20 protein-coding genes and 3 pseudogenes are annotated in these 18,595 nt (G+C 30.9%); 15 read left to right on the top strand and 8 right to left on the bottom strand.

The window, feature by feature from the left end; translation table 11 throughout:
* The first annotated feature begins 302 nt into the window (after positions 1-302).
* Positions 303-1,490 carry a ParM/StbA family protein gene (locus AC0OM3_RS11465; RefSeq protein ID WP_098207737.1) on the top strand — a complete coding sequence of 396 codons (1,188 nt, stop codon included), beginning with the start codon at positions 303-305 and terminating at the stop codon, positions 1,488-1,490.
* A 1-nt stretch (position 1,491) separates the two neighbouring features.
* On the top strand, positions 1,492-1,929 hold the full coding sequence (locus AC0OM3_RS11460; protein ID WP_474211868.1) for a hypothetical protein: 438 nt from the start codon (positions 1,492-1,494) through the stop codon (positions 1,927-1,929).
* Positions 1,930-1,993: 64 nt separating this feature from the next.
* Here the strand turns inward: AC0OM3_RS11460 and AC0OM3_RS11455 are convergent.
* Positions 1,994-3,671 (bottom strand): annotated as a pseudogene (locus AC0OM3_RS11455) (helix-turn-helix domain-containing protein).
* Positions 3,672-4,774: 1,103 nt separating this feature from the next.
* Between AC0OM3_RS11455 and AC0OM3_RS11450 the strand changes: the two are divergent.
* The gene (locus AC0OM3_RS11450) at positions 4,775-6,475 is read left to right on the top strand and encodes a hypothetical protein (RefSeq protein WP_474211866.1); all 1,701 of its coding nucleotides are present in this window, start codon (positions 4,775-4,777) and stop codon (positions 6,473-6,475) included.
* Between the two features lie 787 nt (positions 6,476-7,262).
* Here AC0OM3_RS11450 and AC0OM3_RS11445 read toward each other — a convergent pair.
* Together AC0OM3_RS11445 and AC0OM3_RS11440 are read right to left on the bottom strand one after the other, a co-directional pair.
* Complete coding sequence (locus tag AC0OM3_RS11445) at positions 7,263-7,787, bottom strand: histidine phosphatase family protein (protein ID WP_474211864.1); 525 nt, start codon at positions 7,785-7,787, stop codon at positions 7,263-7,265.
* Between the two features lie 294 nt (positions 7,788-8,081).
* On the bottom strand, positions 8,082-8,723 hold the full coding sequence (locus AC0OM3_RS11440; RefSeq protein WP_474211862.1) for a DUF2278 family protein: 642 nt from the start codon (positions 8,721-8,723) through the stop codon (positions 8,082-8,084).
* Between the two features lie 342 nt (positions 8,724-9,065).
* On the opposite strand from AC0OM3_RS11440, the gene AC0OM3_RS11435 reads away from it, so the two are divergent.
* The 6 genes from AC0OM3_RS11435 to AC0OM3_RS11410 all read left to right on the top strand — a co-directional run bounded on the left by AC0OM3_RS11435 (position 9,066) and on the right by AC0OM3_RS11410 (position 13,321).
* Positions 9,066-9,983, top strand: a complete 918-nt coding sequence (locus tag AC0OM3_RS11435; RefSeq protein ID WP_474211861.1) for an endonuclease I family protein — start codon at positions 9,066-9,068, stop codon at positions 9,981-9,983.
* Positions 9,984-10,111: 128 nt separating this feature from the next.
* A complete protein-coding gene (locus AC0OM3_RS11430) occupies positions 10,112-10,870 on the top strand; it encodes a hypothetical protein (RefSeq protein ID WP_474211859.1) in 759 nt (252 codons plus the stop codon).
* A 131-nt stretch (positions 10,871-11,001) separates the two neighbouring features.
* A complete protein-coding gene (locus AC0OM3_RS11425; RefSeq protein ID WP_474211956.1) occupies positions 11,002-11,292 on the top strand; it encodes a hypothetical protein in 291 nt (96 codons plus the stop codon).
* 7 nt (positions 11,293-11,299) lie between these two features.
* Positions 11,300-11,485 (top strand): hypothetical protein, encoded by a 186-nt coding sequence (locus AC0OM3_RS11420; RefSeq protein WP_474211857.1) that lies wholly within the window; start codon positions 11,300-11,302, stop codon positions 11,483-11,485.
* 98 nt (positions 11,486-11,583) lie between these two features.
* Positions 11,584-12,765 carry an FtsK/SpoIIIE domain-containing protein gene (locus tag AC0OM3_RS11415; protein WP_474211855.1) on the top strand — a complete coding sequence of 394 codons (1,182 nt, stop codon included), beginning with the start codon at positions 11,584-11,586 and terminating at the stop codon, positions 12,763-12,765.
* The gene (locus AC0OM3_RS11410) at positions 12,704-13,321 is read left to right on the top strand and encodes a replication-relaxation family protein (RefSeq protein ID WP_474211853.1); all 618 of its coding nucleotides are present in this window, start codon (positions 12,704-12,706) and stop codon (positions 13,319-13,321) included. Before AC0OM3_RS11415 ends, AC0OM3_RS11410 begins: the two co-directional genes overlap by 62 nt.
* Positions 13,322-13,360: 39 nt before the next feature.
* Here AC0OM3_RS11410 and AC0OM3_RS11405 read toward each other — a convergent pair whose 3' ends face one another.
* Both AC0OM3_RS11405 and AC0OM3_RS11400 read right to left on the bottom strand, forming a co-directional pair.
* On the bottom strand, positions 13,361-13,585 hold the full coding sequence (locus AC0OM3_RS11405; protein WP_474211851.1) for a helix-turn-helix domain-containing protein: 225 nt from the start codon (positions 13,583-13,585) through the stop codon (positions 13,361-13,363).
* 372 nt (positions 13,586-13,957) lie between these two features.
* A complete protein-coding gene (locus tag AC0OM3_RS11400) occupies positions 13,958-14,926 on the bottom strand; it encodes a PIN domain-containing protein (protein WP_474211849.1) in 969 nt (322 codons plus the stop codon).
* Between the two features lie 192 nt (positions 14,927-15,118).
* On the opposite strand from AC0OM3_RS11400, the gene AC0OM3_RS11395 reads away from it, so the two are divergent.
* From AC0OM3_RS11395 to AC0OM3_RS11370, 6 genes and pseudogenes are all read left to right on the top strand, one after another.
* Entirely contained in the window at positions 15,119-15,712 is a 594-nt protein-coding gene (locus AC0OM3_RS11395) for a Y-family DNA polymerase (protein ID WP_474211847.1), read from the top strand.
* Between the two features lie 36 nt (positions 15,713-15,748).
* The gene (locus AC0OM3_RS11390) at positions 15,749-15,913 is read left to right on the top strand and encodes a hypothetical protein (protein WP_474211845.1); all 165 of its coding nucleotides are present in this window, start codon (positions 15,749-15,751) and stop codon (positions 15,911-15,913) included.
* 6 nt (positions 15,914-15,919) lie between these two features.
* Positions 15,920-16,198, top strand: coding sequence for a DinB/UmuC family translesion DNA polymerase (locus AC0OM3_RS11385; protein ID WP_474211843.1), 279 nt, complete (start codon positions 15,920-15,922; stop codon positions 16,196-16,198).
* Between the two features lie 20 nt (positions 16,199-16,218).
* Positions 16,219-16,389, top strand: coding sequence for a hypothetical protein (locus tag AC0OM3_RS11380; protein ID WP_474211841.1), 171 nt, complete (start codon positions 16,219-16,221; stop codon positions 16,387-16,389).
* 15 nt (positions 16,390-16,404) lie between these two features.
* Positions 16,405-16,734, top strand: coding sequence for a YolD-like family protein (locus tag AC0OM3_RS11375; RefSeq protein ID WP_463713918.1), 330 nt, complete (start codon positions 16,405-16,407; stop codon positions 16,732-16,734).
* Positions 16,735-16,766: 32 nt separating this feature from the next.
* A pseudogene (locus tag AC0OM3_RS11370) lies at positions 16,767-17,136 on the top strand (hypothetical protein).
* A gap of 208 nt (positions 17,137-17,344) precedes the next feature.
* Here AC0OM3_RS11370 and AC0OM3_RS11365 read toward each other — a convergent pair.
* The 3 genes and pseudogenes from AC0OM3_RS11365 to AC0OM3_RS11355 all read right to left on the bottom strand — a co-directional run.
* Positions 17,345-17,581: a DUF2187 domain-containing protein gene (locus AC0OM3_RS11365; RefSeq protein WP_474211839.1), complete on the bottom strand. Its 237-nt coding sequence runs from the start codon at positions 17,579-17,581 to the stop codon at positions 17,345-17,347.
* A gap of 25 nt (positions 17,582-17,606) precedes the next feature.
* Positions 17,607-17,846 (bottom strand): hypothetical protein, encoded by a 240-nt coding sequence (locus tag AC0OM3_RS11360; protein WP_090978844.1) that lies wholly within the window; start codon positions 17,844-17,846, stop codon positions 17,607-17,609.
* Positions 17,847-18,190: 344 nt separating this feature from the next.
* A pseudogene (locus AC0OM3_RS11355) lies at positions 18,191-18,292 on the bottom strand (helix-turn-helix domain-containing protein); the annotation flags it as partial.
* Between the last annotated feature and the right edge of the window lie 303 nt (positions 18,293-18,595).

Here is an 18,595-nt window from a genome sequence, read left to right as displayed (position 1 = left end):
CGTACCAAACATACAGTTAACGAAAAAATAATCAATCCAGCAAACATATTGAAATAAATTCTAATAAATATCAGTTTGATATCTATTAAATATTTATTAGATATTTATTTACAGTAAAAATCTGATCAACCAACCTAAACAACAGAATGAATCCGATTAATATTCAAATTATATCTATAATATATCTATTTTATATTTAATTACTGTATAATTATCTAAAACCATTGTTTCTACTATGATTTTAAGTTATAATATAGCTAACAAATATAAATAAAAAATAAAAATTATAGAGGTGATGTATAATGACAGATTTAAAAGGGAATAATCTTCATATAGACATTGAAGGCGATATCGGGAACGATTCTTTTAAAGGTTATATCAATGGTGAATACATAAAAATGAAAAACGTATATCAAAGCGTTTACTCGATGCCCAATGTAACAGAAACAAATACTCAAAAAAATGTAATTAATTTAGTAGACAATATGTTTGTAAATATTGCTAGCAAATCAATTAGAAGATCTGGGATGTACTTTATTGGGAATCGAGCGATGCTAACAGGGAAGAACCCAAAAAACATGAACATTAAAGTGGGCCAAAAATATAATGATGATTTGCCATTAATTAATATGCTAGGACTAATTGCAAATAAATCAGTCCAACTTGAGTGGGAAAAAACAGAACAACTACCACAATCAATTAATGTGACTGTTGATCTTATTTCAGCTATTCCAGCAAGCCAATGGACACCTGTAAACGCTAAGCACCTAGAACAACGTTTTACTAATTCAAATCATGTTGTAGTTGTTTATGTGGGAGAAGAACAAGTAACAGTCAGCTTAACATTTAACAGTGCAAACATTACCCAAGAAGGTGTTCCTCCTTTATATGCAATCCTTGAAGGCGAAGAAGATATGTTTAGTGACTTTATTAAACTATATAAAGACAAACTTGAGGTAGAGACCGTAAAAAAAGCATTCTTTAAGAACAAAAAAATCTTACATATCGATATTGGAGATGGAACAACTGAGTATATATACACAGTTGGCGTAAATCCAGTCATTGATGCTTGTAGTGGAGAAAGACGTGGAGTTGGGCATGCTACAGAAGAAGCTGTTAAGCTATTAAACCAAGAACGTGGAACAAACATTAAACGCCAACAATTCTCACAAATCCTTCAAGATCGAGATCATAAATACCATGAAGAAGCTACTGGGTACTTTAATATTACAAAAGTGGAACAGGCTGAACTTATCTTAGAAGATGCAAGTGAAAAATATGTAAGCAATACTGCTAGTGAAGCTGAAATTTTATGTGTATATGGTGGGGGAAGTGTTACTTTTAAAGATGAGTTATATAATCAACTATTAGAGTATTGTGAGCAAGTTGGTATGTACTTATTATGGATTCCAGAAAAATATGCTGTAGATATGAATGCTAGAGGGATGCAAGTAATCAAGAAAATTCTTACTCGAAAAAAGGTGAGATAATATGGCTGACAAGAAAAGAGAATCTTTCTTTTGGAATCTCAAAAAAATTGAGAACGAGGAATTCTTTAAATGGTTTGAATCTCAAGGGAATATAGCAGATTCACTATATAAACTTGTCTGTTACTTCATTGATAAACATGGCTTAGAAGATGTTGGTGATTATAAGATTCAACAACAAATGCAAAGAGAAATCTTACTTCAAGATAAAGATTTTTTAAATGAGGTTAAACGGGTCCTATTGAATGATTCAAATCTCATTATCAAAAATGATAACCAAAACATCGATAATGAGATTAAATCTCCTAATGAAGTAATTGGGGCTCCTAAAGAGAGATCCAATACTGAAGATGTAAAAAAAGAAGACGTTTCTAAATCTGAAACAAATGCTTTGAATGATGAATATGAAGATCTTGATACAGCAAGTTTATTTGGTAATTAATGCTGTCAACATAACAAAAAGAGTCCTATTTCTAGGACTCTTTTTTTAGAACTTTATTTTCAACTTACATCTTATCAATAATTAACTGTCGTTTATACCATTGATTTAAATTGCTTCTCGCCGCACTAGAGAGTCGTTTTGTTTTTTTATTATAAAATCTAGAAAGAGTAGGCTGAGATATACCTATCTCTATTGAAAGTTCTCGCATAGTTATATTCTTTTTCAGATGCACAAACTCTATTTTTTCTCTAATTACTTGTTCATTTTCACTCGTATCTAATGGTTTTTCTATAATTTTTATTGGCTGACTTTCCTCATGTATTGGATCAATCGTTTTCTTTTTTGCTAATTTTTCCATTGAACTAATTAGTTCTTGAGGTGGCAATATTACTATTCCTAACTGTGAATAATAGTTTTTAAACCAATTCTTCTTTGTCAGTTTTTCTTCTTCTAAACCATTATCATATTCCCAATGAGAAATTACCCCTTCTTTTTCTAAATCCATAAGAACATTTTCTAATTGTTCACGAATACGATTAGGTTTTTGTTTCTGGTTTATACCCATAACTGCTAACAAACCTTTATCTCCACCTATAGAATAAGGTCTTTGTATACTAGAAAACATTTGACGTATTCTCCATTGCCATGTCAAATATCGAATTAACCTTTTATGATATTTGTGTCTATAACTATTATATTCAAGTGCCTTTTTTGATAATAATGCGGTAGTACTATTAGATCCATATAAATATCCGGATAAGAAACTTCCCGGTTTGATTCGGCACGATTCTATTCCCATGTATTCGTTTGTATTTTTATCTCTCCATAGAACTACAGAATCTAATACGAATAGCCTTTTAATTACCTCACGTTTAACTTCATAATGCTTACCTGTTTCAGCACGATCATTTAATACGACTACTTCATTGTCATCATTTAGATATATAAAAATACTCGCTAGGGCCGCAATCCGCTTCGCTACTTTAATTTTATCTTCTACCCTATAATATTCAACACCATTAGCCTTGGCCTTTGAAATACTGCACATCTCTAAAACTTGTTCATATGAAAAATCGATAAATTCATCCGGCGATTTAGCTTCATTCAACCATTGAATCGTGATGGTATCTAAACAATCTGCAGTTAGATCATCCATATTACTCATTACACCGTCTACTAATGTATTCCATCTTGCTGCCTCTTCAATATTCGTTAACTTTAGATCTTCATCTTTGTGAGACTGAAAGTTGTGCTACTCCATTACTATCTTTTGTTTCAATAGGATATGTTTTTAACCGTGTGTTTTCATCTTCTTCAAATTGATTTTTAGCTATTCCATCTCTTAACTTATAATACACAGCAGAGTTATTTACTTCTAAATAGTTTTCATTCAATGTGTTTTCATCTGATTCACTTGTTGCTGTATGCACTATATTAGCTGTTTGATTTTCACGAAACTCTTGTTCAATAAAAACTCCTATTTTCTCATGAATAATTAATTTGTAAGTATCTATATTTTTAAATATATCTAGAGAAGAAACACCTTTTCTTTGTTGTTGCTCTAGCCACTGTACAAGCATTGAAAATGATGGAGAAAGGTATTCCGAAGTCACAATTTTACTTTTATCTGCTTCTACTTCAACATAATAAGAATTCCATTTACTCCACAATTGCTCATTCTGTTTATACAGTGGTTCTGTTATTGACAGTGCATCTCTAAACAATTGAAGAACGTCTTCCATATAAACTCGGCTCCTTGTATACATTTATTTATTGTCGATTTTAATTTGAAAACAATTAGCTATATGATGTTCCTTTATATAAAACTAGAAACGTAGTCGGAATCTTCCACTCTTTCATTTCACCGTTAACATCTTAAGGGCTCTAATTTGTATACTTATAGCCCGCTCTGTAACTGATTATACTAGACGCAATTGATTTTTAAAATCCAAATAGCAATTTTTTCAATAACCAATTTTTTTCCATACGCTCTTTTCCTATTAGCATTTCGGCAATATTATTCATATTTATTAAAGAGATGACAGCTAAAAAATGTAAAGATGAAAATATAAATTTCACTTTGAACAACCCAAGTTCATCGAAAATGAAAATTTATAGCCATATCATTGCCCTTTCCACCAAAATATGAAACAAAAAATTACATGATATAACTCTTTTTACTAATTCAAAATTTTTTTCTAAAAGTACTTAAAGCTTGATATATAAGCTTTTCTATTAAAGCTATACTATTAGTTATGAAAATTTATAGCTATATGATGTCCCTTTCTTTTCAGATAAAAACCTCATAAACCCTTTTATATTGGAGGTTTTCAAGTTTTCATCTCTGTTTTCACATATTTATGAAACATGAAAACCTTTAGCTGTATGATGTCCCTTTTTTTACCCAAACATGAAAATCTACCTAGCTACTTCATGTTCCTTTTGAAATTATAAAATTATAGATAAACCCCCTTAACATCACTATTCAAAAGGTTTTAGCGTTTTAATTCACAATTATAAACATGAAAATTTATAGCCATATGATGTCCCTTTTATTTTTTGAAAGATTGATATAAACGCTGATTTAATCACATTTAGAAGGTTTATTTTCTATATTTCTTCTTTTCTACCAATATGAAAATCTATAGCCATATCATGTCCATAAAAAAAAATAAAACAATCCTTTAACCCCTTGGTACACAAGGGATTAAAGGGCTTTTCATCTTTTTATTTTTTCTCTTAAAGGGACGCATTTCAGCAAATTTCGATTTGGTATAATCAAAATTGGTATATTTTATAGTTTATTGGCATTTATTTCTGAATTTATAGGTAGGAGGTGAAAAAGATGGGAAAGTCATTTATTATTCGTAATCAACGTAGTCTAAATGGACAATCTACAAATGCGGTTTTAGTAACACTGAAATCTTGGCAAAAACTTGTGGAAACTTTTGAAGAGAAATACTACAGCTATAAAGATACATACCTTGAGGATATTGTTGATCATATGACATATGAGGAGCGTATTGCCGATGTGGATGGCTTCGTAGCACAGGCTAAACCATCTTTTTCACGTCGTACACTATCTGCTATTTCGGAAACAATGGGAAGAAAGCATAAATTATATGGCATTACAAACGCAGATTTGGAAGTCTTCTTATATCTACATAAAAAATGTTACACGAATGGGGTCATTCCAAATGTAACAATACATATGATGTGGGAAGATTACAAACTATATAAAGAAGAATTTGCTTATATACAGCATTCTCAATTCTATATTGCATTAAAGAAATTAAGTATACATAACATTATTACAATTGAAAATGAATTAGATGGTCGATATACAATTAAATTAGCTCATTTTATGAATGAAGAAACTGAAAAAGCCAATGCATATGTTTATATTAGCCCAGTGGTGTTTACGAAAGCTTTCTTTGAACTATCAGTTGCATCTAAGAAGCTATTCTTAGATATTGCTATGCAACAACATAGTGAAACTACACTAAAACGTTCCTTAGACAAACAGGATGAAAAAGGGAATAAAACTCATTTTGGTGGGATGTATCGCTTTTTACATAAAAAATATCCACATCAAATCCGCGCAGTTATGACAGAATTAACAACTGCATTACCATGTACAGGGACTCCATTATTCAAAATTTGCAAATTGCAAAAAGGAGTTAAGAATAAAAAAAGATATACGACTCTATATCTATCTTTACATACAGATTTCTTATGTGCAAAAGAAACAGGGGAAGTACAGTATCGCGATCCATTCACACCAAAACTTACTTATGCTCGTAAAGCTCGTTTTATTGAATCCGTACTACAAGAGATGAATATCGGTGAATTTGCAAAAGACATGAACAAATTCATTCATGTACTTAAATATACATGCCATCGACAAATTCGAAGCGTAATTCATAGTTTACGTGACATGATAGATCGTAATGAAGAATACCCAAGTAAATTAGTCTATACTCTGAAGAAATTATTAAATCAAACATCTCAATATCAAATTCTTGATACTGCGGCTAAAGAGGGCATTTACCCTCTTATTACACAACATGTTCCAAAAGAACAAAAGGAACAAGCTGTATTTGATTTCGGATTGCATTTCTCTATGTACTCTCTTCGAAACATCAAAAAGCTGTTCCGCAAAACATATGAGTTACTAAACTATAAATTTGCTGTACCTGTTACAGAGGAATCGTATCACCGCAACTATCTAAAGTATCAAGAAGAAACGTTATTTAGAAAGTACGCCTATGAACAAGGTGCAAACCTAAATGCTTATATTGCTTTAGAAATAGAAATACGTGAACTCTTAAAAGCAAGAGGACATAAAGAGCGTATTATTCCTAGTGATGTTCGTGAATTGTTCATTGAAAAAATAGATAGATTACCGAAAGAAAAGCTTCGTGTTATTGAAGTACCAGATAGCTTCAATTTAATTACATTTATGCGTGCCTTTGAACAGTTAATACGCGCTGGTATCCCAGTAACAACAGCTGAGCAAGTAATGTCAGCAATGAACACGAACTAATTATAATCAGCTCTCTATTTTTGAAAAAATTCAAGATAGAGGGCTATTCGTGTTGATACGTATATCTAAAAGAATTTTACTTGCTCTTCACAATAAGTAACTTTACTGGATTCTATTCATAATAGAATCTTTTTTTATGCACTCATATATAAAAATAGAATAGTGCCTATCTAAATTTCCACACATACTTTCATATAGCCATGTTATAAGCTGTCTATATACATTCAAATTCCTACAAAAAATCATAAGAAAAAAATTAAATTTCGTGGATAAGTATATAAATAACATACAATGTGAGCAATTTAATGTAAATATCGTTGGTATAAATAGTATCTACGTATTTATCTACTAAAAATCATCAATATCAATGTTAGTTATGTGCTAAATCTGGATTATGTTGAATAATTAACACGTAATGTGAATATTTTGTGGATAAATACAATAAGATTGTGGACATCCAGTGTATTCATATAGAATTTTACAATTGAATAAATATGTTTATTAATGCATCAATTTGTTTCATTTTTTATGTAGGAATACTACATTTCATTTATGTTTTTTTGTAGACTAGAGATTATAATAATACCTATTTTTCCGCTGTTAGATTCCACCATTTATGATTTTTTACGCTATAGAATGTTAAAAGACATTATTACAGTAAGGATAAACGTAAATTTAGCAATCCTATATAAGTTTTATCTTTTTATTTTAAATATATATAAGATATATATTTATATTAGATTTTATTAACTACATAACAAAAAATTTTAAAACAGTTTTAATTATTTCATGCAATAAATTGATCCAAAGATATTAAACCTACAAATTCAAACCCCTTTCCTTGACCTTTTGGTTGTAAAATAACGGTATCCAGATAACAAAGACAATGATTCGTATCATTTTGGCATTGTATGGATTCGTGAAAGCAATGATCATGACCAACAAATACAGAATTTTGATTTTCAGAAGGCTTCTTTTCAAAAGAGGCAATTAAATCATTCTTTATAGGATGATTCATACCCGTTTTGTATAAATCATCAATAAATTTTAAATTTTCGTATATTTTTGTGTGCTGATCTCCATCACCAAAAGCTAGTTTTCCTGTTTCCATTGTACGAGCAATAGGACTTGTTAATACAGGATATTGAATGGGTATATGATGTTCCTTAAAAATATGTCCAATTTTTTTAGCTTGTTCTCTCCCTTCTTCACTTAATGTATTGTTAAGTGGCTTAGCGTGTCTTAAATAAAGAACATATCCACCTCTTTGAATTCGTTCAAATAATGCGAAGTTTATTTTTGTATTAGGCATTTCTTAATTCTCCCTTCTTAATAGGCTATTTATTAATTAATATAAATATTTATTGATTAGCTTTTTGTAGCATATATAAAGTTAATGATATTGCAACTTGTGAGATGAAAGTTACATAAGTCGTATTACGAGTGATATGTAGAAGTTATTACTTTGAATGTATTGGGGTTTAAAGGAACTATCAAGCTGGCATGGAAAAAGAACGCCTAGCTTGATAGTTGAGCTTATTATGAAAAATTATATTTAGATTTCTAATTTGATGAGGTGTATTGGTATACTGAAGCGGCTTTTAAATTAGCAACCACTTTTGTGATTACATTCTTCAACTGGCTTAGTAGCATGTCCTTCATCGTCTGTACACCAAGATTGTGATTGGAATGCTAAGAAAATTGCAACCCATTTGTTAGTATTTTTAAAATGTAGAAGCATCCCACCATCTTGCCAAATGCCATCATCAGGTCTATGTCTCTCAACATTCCCTTGATTCATATGAACATCATGGATGCCAGGAGGGATTTTTTCTCCATAAGCATAAATATCTACTTCTGGATTATTCTTAGCTTGTAACATATAGTGTAATAACTTGTCTAATAAATCATTATCTTCTCCTGGAGCTGTCGGTGGAAGTGGAATCATCTTACAAGGATCAAGTAAATTCCCTCTAATATAATCAAGTGCGATATTAGAATTCGTATCTCTAATTGATTTAAATCCGTATTCTAAATCAGGAAGATGTGTTATTTGATCCGAATGGAAGTCCTCTCCTGCGTAATATAATAACTCCGAGGGGCTAATGTTCGAGAAAGTATTAATAATTACCTGACGTGTTTTTCGATTATCTTTAACTCTAACATGAAGGTGCGGTGTTGGATCATTAGGGTCAGGAAGTGTATAGCCTGTCACATGTCCTTTTAGGACTCCATAATTTATTGGCATAAATCTTTCACCTTTCCAAATTTTATTTAATCAAATAGTAGTTTTAACGAATTGCTAAATTTGAAACTAGGTAAAATTTTCTAAAGAGGATACAAGTTTCTTTTTTATAGATTCTTCTCGATATATATTATAAATTCCCTTTAAGATCTTAATTAACAATTAAAAGGTAAAGCTAATTTCTTCTAAATCCTTAAGAAAAATCATAACGGGTTATAGAAACTAGATAAAATTATTATTAATCAAATATATTAGATTCTAATTCCTTTTTTTTCATGTATGAATTGTTTTACCGTTTACTCATAATATGGATGTTCTTAAACTTATTTAAAGGAGTAACGTAAAATGAATCAATTAAAAGAAGTTATAAGTAAAGCCAAAATTTTATTAGTAATATCGCTAATACTTTTGTCAGGATGTCGTATGAATGGGACAACTCAACCAGATGTTAGTCAAGAAAAAGTTTCTGACAAAAATAATTCAATAAAAAACATTCAATTGTCTCATGAAAATGAGGGAAATACTCGTACAGAGAGAAATTTAGATTCTAATTATTACCAAAATGTAAATAATCAATCAGGAGAAGAGCTTAAACGTGTATTACATGAAATCATTAAAAAACAAGACGTACTGTCTTACGAACAAGCAAAGCACGCATTAAAAGAAACAGATGAAGATCCCAATAACCCAAATAATCTTCTGTTATTTTATGCGGGGCGTTCTCAATCTAAGCAATCATTTGGGGGTAGTGGGAATTTGTGGAACCGTGAACATGTATGGTCTAAAGCACATGGTGGATTTGATACAGAGAAAGGTCCAGCAACAGATCTTCATCAACTTAGACCAGAAGATGCCTCAGTAAATGCGAAGAGAGGTAATCTTGACTTTGACTTAGATAATGGACATGTGAATAATCCTAATGCAAAATGTTCTGGAACGGAACATGATGAGGCTCCAGATACTTGTTATGACGATGATTCTTGGGAACCAAGAGATGAAATAAAAGGTGATGTTGCAAGAATAATGTTATATATGGCAGTTCGTTATGAAGGAGAATCTGGTGAAAGGGATTTAGAGTTGGTAGACAGAACAGGCACTAAAGTACCTAATCACGGAAAATTATCTACATTGTTAAACTGGCATGAGCAAGACCCTGTTGATGAATTTGAAAGAAGAAGAAATAATATCATTTATGAAAAGTATCAACATAACCGTAATCCTTTTATTGATCATCCTGAATATGTAGGACGAATTTGGGACTAATTAACTAAATCAGCATTGATTTTAAAATAATGTAATAGCTAGCTATATATATTGACGTTCAAGAAAATGAATTTGTATATCAAAAAATTTTATTCGATTATTATTAAAGTCAAAAAAAGAGGGATGAAATGTTAAAAAAAGAAAAATATGAAATTAAATTTTTCCTTAAACTTCATCGAGTATTAAATGAAAAATTTGAATTAAATTGCGAAATAATAGAAGAATTCGACATTAAGTTAAAGGATGTTGATGAGACATATATTCAATTTATTGATACAAAGAATAGGGATATGTATACACAGGGTTTGATTTTGCGAAATCGAATAAAAAGAGAAGAGAATGCATGTGAATTAACTTATAAAAAAAGATATGAAATTGTTAAGGATGATATACAAGGTGCTTTAGAAAAAGCAAAAGAAGATGGATTCGTTACAGATAAACATGAATTTAATGTGGAAATTGATTGGGGACTTACTGATAAAATATTAAACATCGTATATAAACCAGATAAACAACCACAATTATCTGGACTAGAATTGCCGCCTGTAGAAACTTTACGGGAAATGTTTTTTAATAATGGCCCACAAATATTCTTTAACTCTGGGAAAGAGATTATTAATCAATCAGTTGTTTATGGTCCTGTTTTGTCACGAAAGTTTAAAGGGATATTTAAAAACAAAGAAGTAAATTTAGAAATATGGTCCATGGCTGAATGTAAGGAGCCAATTGTGGAGATTTCTTTAGAGAAATTTAAAAGTGAAGAAAAAGACGAAGCCAGTCAATATTATAATGAATTAAAAGAACTACTAAGTACTAAAGTTAATGAAGGATGGATTTTGAAGGGAAAGTTTTCTAAAACAGATTGGGTAATGAAGAAGTGCAAATAAAGTATAACTATTATTAAAAAATACGTCATTCTAAAATAGGAATGACGTATTTTTTTAGGGACAAATTCGAAAATTCGTATCATTATCATATGTATTTAGTGTATCTAGAAATCTATATGGATGGTGATGAGATGAATCAATATCAAATGTTATATAGCACTCCGTACCTCTACTCTTCAGAAATGCTCAGGCAAATGTATAAAGGGACCAAGAAGGAAGATAACATGTATGCAATACGAGAGCACATGCTACGTCATGATGTATACCTAGACCGACAATACAGAGGTTATTATTATTTAAGTCAAAAAATTGAAGACGAGCTATTTGGCGATGAACATGCATTGTCATGGAATGAGCTACTGGATGATTATCAACTTTATAGAGATCGTAAGGGGAATTTATCTATCAAACCGAAAGGATGAGATAAACATGACAATCATTGGAGAATTAGGGATTGTTTATGGTGTGACCGGAGCTTCAATTTTAGGGATTAAATTACTAAAAAAGAAAGGTCTTTACCTTCCAGGATGGTTGCTACGTGCGGGTCTTAAATGCCTACTAATTGGAACGGTTTGGTACGTACTAATGGATATACTAGATGTGTTTCTATGTTAGTATTACATCTGGTAGTTGAAAATGATTGTAATAGCGCATCTTAAATGTTTTTTCTAAACTTCCATACAAGCTCAACTACCTTAAGGAGGTATGGAGGAATGTTATCACTTTTATTAATTCCAGCAACCTTTATAACTGTAGCTTATTTTTATCAAGGTAATGGACCGAGTGATAAGAAAAAAATTGCAACATTTTTTGAAATTGCAAAGGTATGTGTTCAACATAAAGGTGAATTACAATATCCCATTTTTATAAAAGAAATAGAAGATGGCATAAGTATGAATTATGTTTACAAGTTACCACTCGGCGTACCAAGTCAACTTATCAAAAAATTAGCTGAAGTATTAGAAGAAGGACTATATAAACCTGTTAAAATATCGTTCCATCAAAGAGAGCTTCATATTCGCGTATTTAAGCGACAACTACCTGAAATGTGGAATTGGTCTAAGGATCTATTAAAAGAGCATACATGGAGAGTTATGATGGGCAAAGCGTTAGATAAAGATGTATATCATGATTTTGAGAAGACACCGCATATGTGCGTTTCGGGTATGACACGGTTTGGAAAAACAGTATTCTTAAAAAATGTGATGACTAGTTTGATTTTGCAACAATCTCAACACGTAAAATTTTATATTATCGACTTGAAGGAAGGGCTAGAATTTAGTCCTTACAAGGAGCTATCACAAGTTGTAGAAGTAGCTGAAAACCCGGAACAGGCATTAGAAATGTTGGTAAGAGTGCGTGAAAAGATGGTAAAACAGATTGAAATGATGAAGAAGTCCTATTTTACCAATATCATAGACACATTAATTAAAGAACGTTGCTTTATTATAGTCGATGAAGGAGCAAACTTATGTCCTACACAGGGATTACCTAAAAAACAACGTGAGGTATTATTTTTGTGCCAGGAGATGTTGTCCGAAGTCGCAAGAATCGGAGGTGGTTTAGGATTTCGACTCATATTTTGCACTCAATATCCTACTTCTGATACATTACCAAGACAAATTAAACAAAACTCTGATGCGAAAATAGGCTTTCGATTACCAACAGCGGTTGCTTCTCAAGTCGCTTTGGATGAACCAGGACTGGAGGATCTGCCATCCCTGCCAGGAAGAGCATTATTTAAGACTGATCGTACAGAAGAAATCCAGGTACCTTTTTTAAAGGATAAAGATATGTGGGAGTTACTAAAGCAATACAAGGTGGTGAAGCAAAATGAGGCACCAAAAACTCAAACAGAGAGCCAGACAGATCGAGATTTTATCGAGTTTAAATAAGCTAGAATTTGCTTCTAGGAGGCAATTACAAGCTATTCATGCTCTTGGTAGTATTCGAAATGCAAATCGTATTTTGAAGGATCTACGGCAATATTGCCATGTTACCTCGCATAACCGAGAGTATGTTTATTATCTTAATAAAAAAGGTTGTACCTTACTAGGATTAGAGCCAAACGAAAGAAAAAAGAAACATCAACTTGAACATATACTTTTAAGGAATGAAGCTTGGATGTGGCTGGGATTTCCCGATTGGAAAACAGAACAAGTTATAAAATTTAGATACCAAAATGAAGAAAAAGTAATTGTGCCAGATGCTTATTATATGATAGATCAAGTACCACACTTCGTTGAAATTGATAGGCTGCAACACATGAAGAATAATGAAGAAAAAATACAGTATTATAGTTTAATTGCAAAGCTTTATAAAAAACAAAAGGATATCGTACCAAACATTTTATTTTTTACAATATCGGATTATCGAGAAAAGAAATTAGAGAGTTATGGAATAAAATATAATGTGTATGTTCGTACATTTCTATTAAAAGAAGTTTTATAAAGTTAAAAAGCACAAGGTGAATCCTACCCCTTGTGCTTTTTACATATCCCAAAAATTATGTACATTTACTTTAGAATCAAAACGTTTAATAGCTTTCATGATTTTTTGGACTATAGAAAGAGTTGGAACGTGATTTTTATCATTACACAGCCTTGTAATGGTACTACGACTAACTTTTGCTGCTGTTTCTAACTCCTTTTGTTCAATTCCATTTTGATCTAACCATTTTCCTAATTTTGTACGTTTTTGTTTATTACCTTTCATTTTTTCTCCGCTCCTTTTTCATCTATGTATCTGTAAGTCTGGACACAATTTTCTAAATTTATACGTACATAGATGAGTCAAAAAAGAAGCATATGGCTCAAAAAAGAAGCATACAATAAAAATAGATAAAAAGAATAAGAGACTTTTTGTAATTATTTTGTGGAATATAGCATACATAATAATAGCTACAAGATGTGGATACACTAAAATATAATTGCATCTTGTTGCAAAGGATATTCCTAAAAAAAAAAGCTCTCACCCCTTCATGTAAAAGGGATGAGAGCTTTTTTATAGTTTAATTGAATGGCTATAAAAATTAAGTGGGAAAATTTTGATTATCGAAATTTAGTATTGATTGTCGTTTGTTATTTCTTATAAGGTTTCACGACAGTTATCACATACATTTTTAGAATCAGCATGACGACTTTGATGATATTTTTCACATTCATCTTCATATTTTTTTTTACATTCATCCAAATATTCTTTATCAGTTACAACTTCAATTATTTCATCAATTGTCTTTGATAGTTCTAAAGAATATCTGATTTCTATACCATGTTTTTGAGCCATGTTAAGTAAGTCAGGGTGCATTTTAAAAGGTGCTCTATCTTTATCTTCGCTAAAGTCTGCTTTATTATCTGTCACAAAATATAAAATAGCATCTTTTTCTTCTTTTAATTTATCAATTAAGCTTTGAAATAAGAGAGCATCCCCCATACTGTTTTTGTTTTTATGAAATGGAGCCATGCTTTGTAAAGCCATATCAGTGGCTGCTAATTTTATTTCATCATTGGTATGTATTGGTACGCCCAAATCTAAAATTTGATCAATTAGTGAAATAGTTCCCTCGTTTACGTATTCAATTTGCTCCGTTATAACCGACTCAGCTTCTGTAATTAATGTATCTAGTTGCATTTTCTTCTCATTGTCTGTAATCATAATATCTCTGAATTTTTTTGTCTTTTTAAACATGTCGTTAAATTCGTTTCTTTTATTAATTATGAGTTTTTCTTTTTTATTTTTATCCCATTCTTTTCTTAACTGTTCTGGAATTAATAAAATAGCATCTTTTTGTTGATTAAGATCAGCTAATTTAGCGAAGAGATCAAAACTACCTTTATCGGCATTATTAATCCAAACACAAGTATCTAAGAACATATATATGTTTTTGTCCCTAAGTATTACATGACCACTAAGTAATGAATGATCACTCTCTATAGGCTCCATTCTTTTTTTGTTCCTTTTTGAAAAGTCATTGGGTTGAAACGACCTATAATTTGCACTATCTAGTGTGATATCCACTAATATATCGTAGATATCCATAACTTTCTTTTTGTTCATTTTACCTAACCCCTTTGCGTAGTAAATATAGTTTTATTGTACAGTTAACTATTAGTTTAGTGAAATTTTAGTAATTATTAACACTTTATATAATTTCACGTACCATATTAATATTTTTATAAAAGGATTGTATAAACCTAAAAACAGGGTTTATAATAAGAACAAGTGTTCTGTTTTTGGAGGGGAAAAACTATGTTTGATTACTCAAAATGCATGAATCGAATGATTTTCTGCATAGATCTTTGTTCATTTTTTGCTAGTTGTGCGTGTGTCATGAGAGGATTAGATCCATTAAAAGTAAACTTGGCTGTTGTTGGTGATGTAAATAGAAAAGGATCAATTGTACTTGCTGCCACTCCCGAACTTAAAAAAATGGGCATTTCTACAGCAACAAGATTATATGAAATTCCCAAAGATCCGAACATAATTATTGTGAATGCTACAATGAGAAGATTCGTTGAAATTTCAAATCAAATTACAGCGATTTATACAAAATATGTAGCGCTTGAAAATCTACACGTTTACTCAATAGACGAAGCGTTTCTTGATTTTCAACAAACAGCACATTTATTTGGGCGTGATCCAATTGTAATTGCTAAAAGAATTCAAAAAGAGATATATGATACAACGGGTATAACTGCATCTATTGGAATTGCACCTAACTTATTTCTTTCAAAAGTGGCTCTAGATGTAGAAAGTAAATATTCAAATTCTAGAATTGCAATGTGGTCATACGAAGATGTTTCAAAAAAGTTATGGGAAGTTAAGCCTCTTCGCAAAGTATGAGGAATTGGAAAGGCTACGGAAGAGGCATTGCACAGCATGGGACTATTTTCCTTAAAGGAAGTTGCAAAAACGCCTAAAGAAAATCTGATTAAGAGGTTTGGCAAAGTAAAGGGTGAAGAGTTATATCGCTTCTCATATGGTATAGATGAGAGCCGGATTGCAAATAAATACATTCCAAAAAGTACCTCTATAACAAAATGACAAATCTTGTTAGAGGACTGTTTCAGCCCAAATAAATTAAAATTACTTCTTTTAGAACAAATTGAAGAAACTTGTTTTCGTTTACGATCTATGGATAAATGCTGTCGTACTGTTGAGCTTTCTATAGGCTATAGCAAATACATCGGTGGAGGTTTTAAACGAGCGATTACCTTAGATCAACCGACATGCTTAACAGAAGATGTGTATGAGGCCTCATTGCAATTATTAAAAAAGTTTCATTCTGGATATCCGGTGCGCCAAATACATATAACACTAAAAATTTGACCAGAGATGATGCAATTCAAATGTCATTGTTTGAAGATACTTCTCAAAAAGACACTAAAAGGAAATTAGCAAAAACAATAGATAATATACGGCAGAAACATGGTAAAAGTTCAATTATGAGAGTTATTAGCTATATTAAAGGTGCTACACAAAGGGAAAGAAACGGAAAAATAGGTGGACATAAAGCATAAGGAGGAATTCAGATCGTGATAGATAGAGGTATGGTGAGATGGGCTCCATTTTCAGCAATAAAAGAACAGTTTGAAGGATTAAATGAATTGTATGAAAAACAAAATGAAGTACCGATACCTATTTTAGATGAACAAAAATTAGAACTTATAAATGAAATAGTGTGTTGTGCAATCGCTGAAAATAAGCAAGTAAGTATTTCATACCAAAAACAGAACAAAGTATATTCCGAAGTGGGTTATATCCATTACTACGACATGATTTGTAATGAATTAAGAATTAGGAATCAACATGATAATGTATTTTATATAAAAGTTAATCATGTAACAGATATCAAATATACATAGAGCTTAAAAAATTCTGGGATGGGGGAATTATGATGAAAAGTCAAAAAGAGCTTATTTATCATTTTAGAGAATTTTGGGATTTTGAGTATATTTGTTTGGGGAAAAAGAGGCCTGGGGTTCCCAGAATTAGAAGAAGTAATGTTGAAATATAACATGCTAAAACCTGATGAGAATTTGGAATTTAAAGAATGTTGGGTACATCGTGAATTTGTGGATGGAGAGGAATTAAGAACAGTTCAAATCATATATGAAGATAGTAAGATCAATAGAGCTGTTCGTTTATGGGGATCTAAGAGAGAGAAAGATGGAAAAGTTCTTGCAATGACCATGGATTTTTTAAATATAGATACAAAAGAACTTGAATGTGAGATAGATGTATTAAATAAAGTTGGAGATAATTAAATATTCATACGCAACTTTAGAATTGTGTCTTTACTAAAATTGACTCTGTTTCATAAAGAGTAATTTATAAAATAAACAGAACCTAAAAGTAAATTTAATAAAGATATACATAAGAAAAGAGTCCGTTATTATTAGGACTCTTTTTTCTTATAATCACTCATGTATTCCTTCATGAAATCCACACTTCCATTAGTAATTGTTTAAGATTTTAAGAAGCCTGTTTTTTACGAGAACGAATTTTTCTATACCGACCGTGTTTTACAACATGACGAACGTCTAATTCTTTATACCCCTTATTTTGGATTATTTCTGAAACATCTACGATAATTGTGTTAGTTAAAATATTTACTACATAACCATTTAATTTTAAAGAAGGATTCTTGCGATCTGAAAATTGTACATAGTCACCAATTTTAATTGTTGGAACTGAAATAGTCTTTTCCATAAAAATACCTCCAAAATTTGTAATGTTATAAACTAACTTTTAAATTATTAAGTATGTTTTTTGTTTTTAAGAATTTATTCGCTTTTATATAAAGCTCGAAAAGTTCAGCGCTTAAAGTAACAGTTATATTATCCCTCATACATTTAAGGATTATGATATCTTGTTCTTCATGTTCAAACATTTTTGCATATCCTAATACCTGATATACCCAACCATTCTTTTTATGAACATAAAATTCTCCACGTTTTGCTTTAGCTGCTTTCATATTTGCTCCTCCTCTGATTTTGAAATTTAAAACCCATAGAGAAACCCAGCAATCAAATATGTAGTAAAAAGCATCGCTATAGCAATACCAAACGTTCCAAAGAACCAAATTTGAGAATTAATACAGTCCTCAATTCCAAACCATTCACATAAGGATCTATAACTCTTTAAAGCATCTTGTTTGAAACTTATATGCTCTAATTCTTTTGATCGATTGTGTGTTATAATGGAATTACAATTGTTAACTTTAGATAAGGTATTTGCCATTCGAATCACCTTCCTAGTTAATGATGTAGGAGAAAAAGTCCTGACTATCTGGCGGTGGTAAGGGCTTTTTCTTGTTTATTACTTACGAGTTAGACTGTTCATGCCATTACGTGTGACTAACCAAACTTTTCCGCTTTTTCTTGCCTCATTTTCAAAGAACTTGCCTCGGTTGCACCACTTATTAACAGTGTTTTACGCAAGTCCTCATATTTGTTCAGCTTCTCTTGTTGTATAAACGAAAAATAGAGCTTCCTCTAATTTTTTATTTTTAATTTCATCCATTAGTTGTAGTAAATCCCTCCTTTGTTTTCTTATACTTATTATAAAATTATCCATATTGTTTTCGACAAAATAAAAAATCTAATTAAATTAGGTTTTAAATTGTGGTGCGAAATGAATTAATTTCTCTTACTTCTTCCTGGTATGGATCATTTCTCATCAAGTCTTGGTTGAATTCGTACACTAATAATTCCTTAGCGTACG

This window comes from Bacillus sp. FAU20, assembly GCF_056033865.1.
This window is presented reverse-complemented; position numbering and strand designations above follow the sequence as displayed.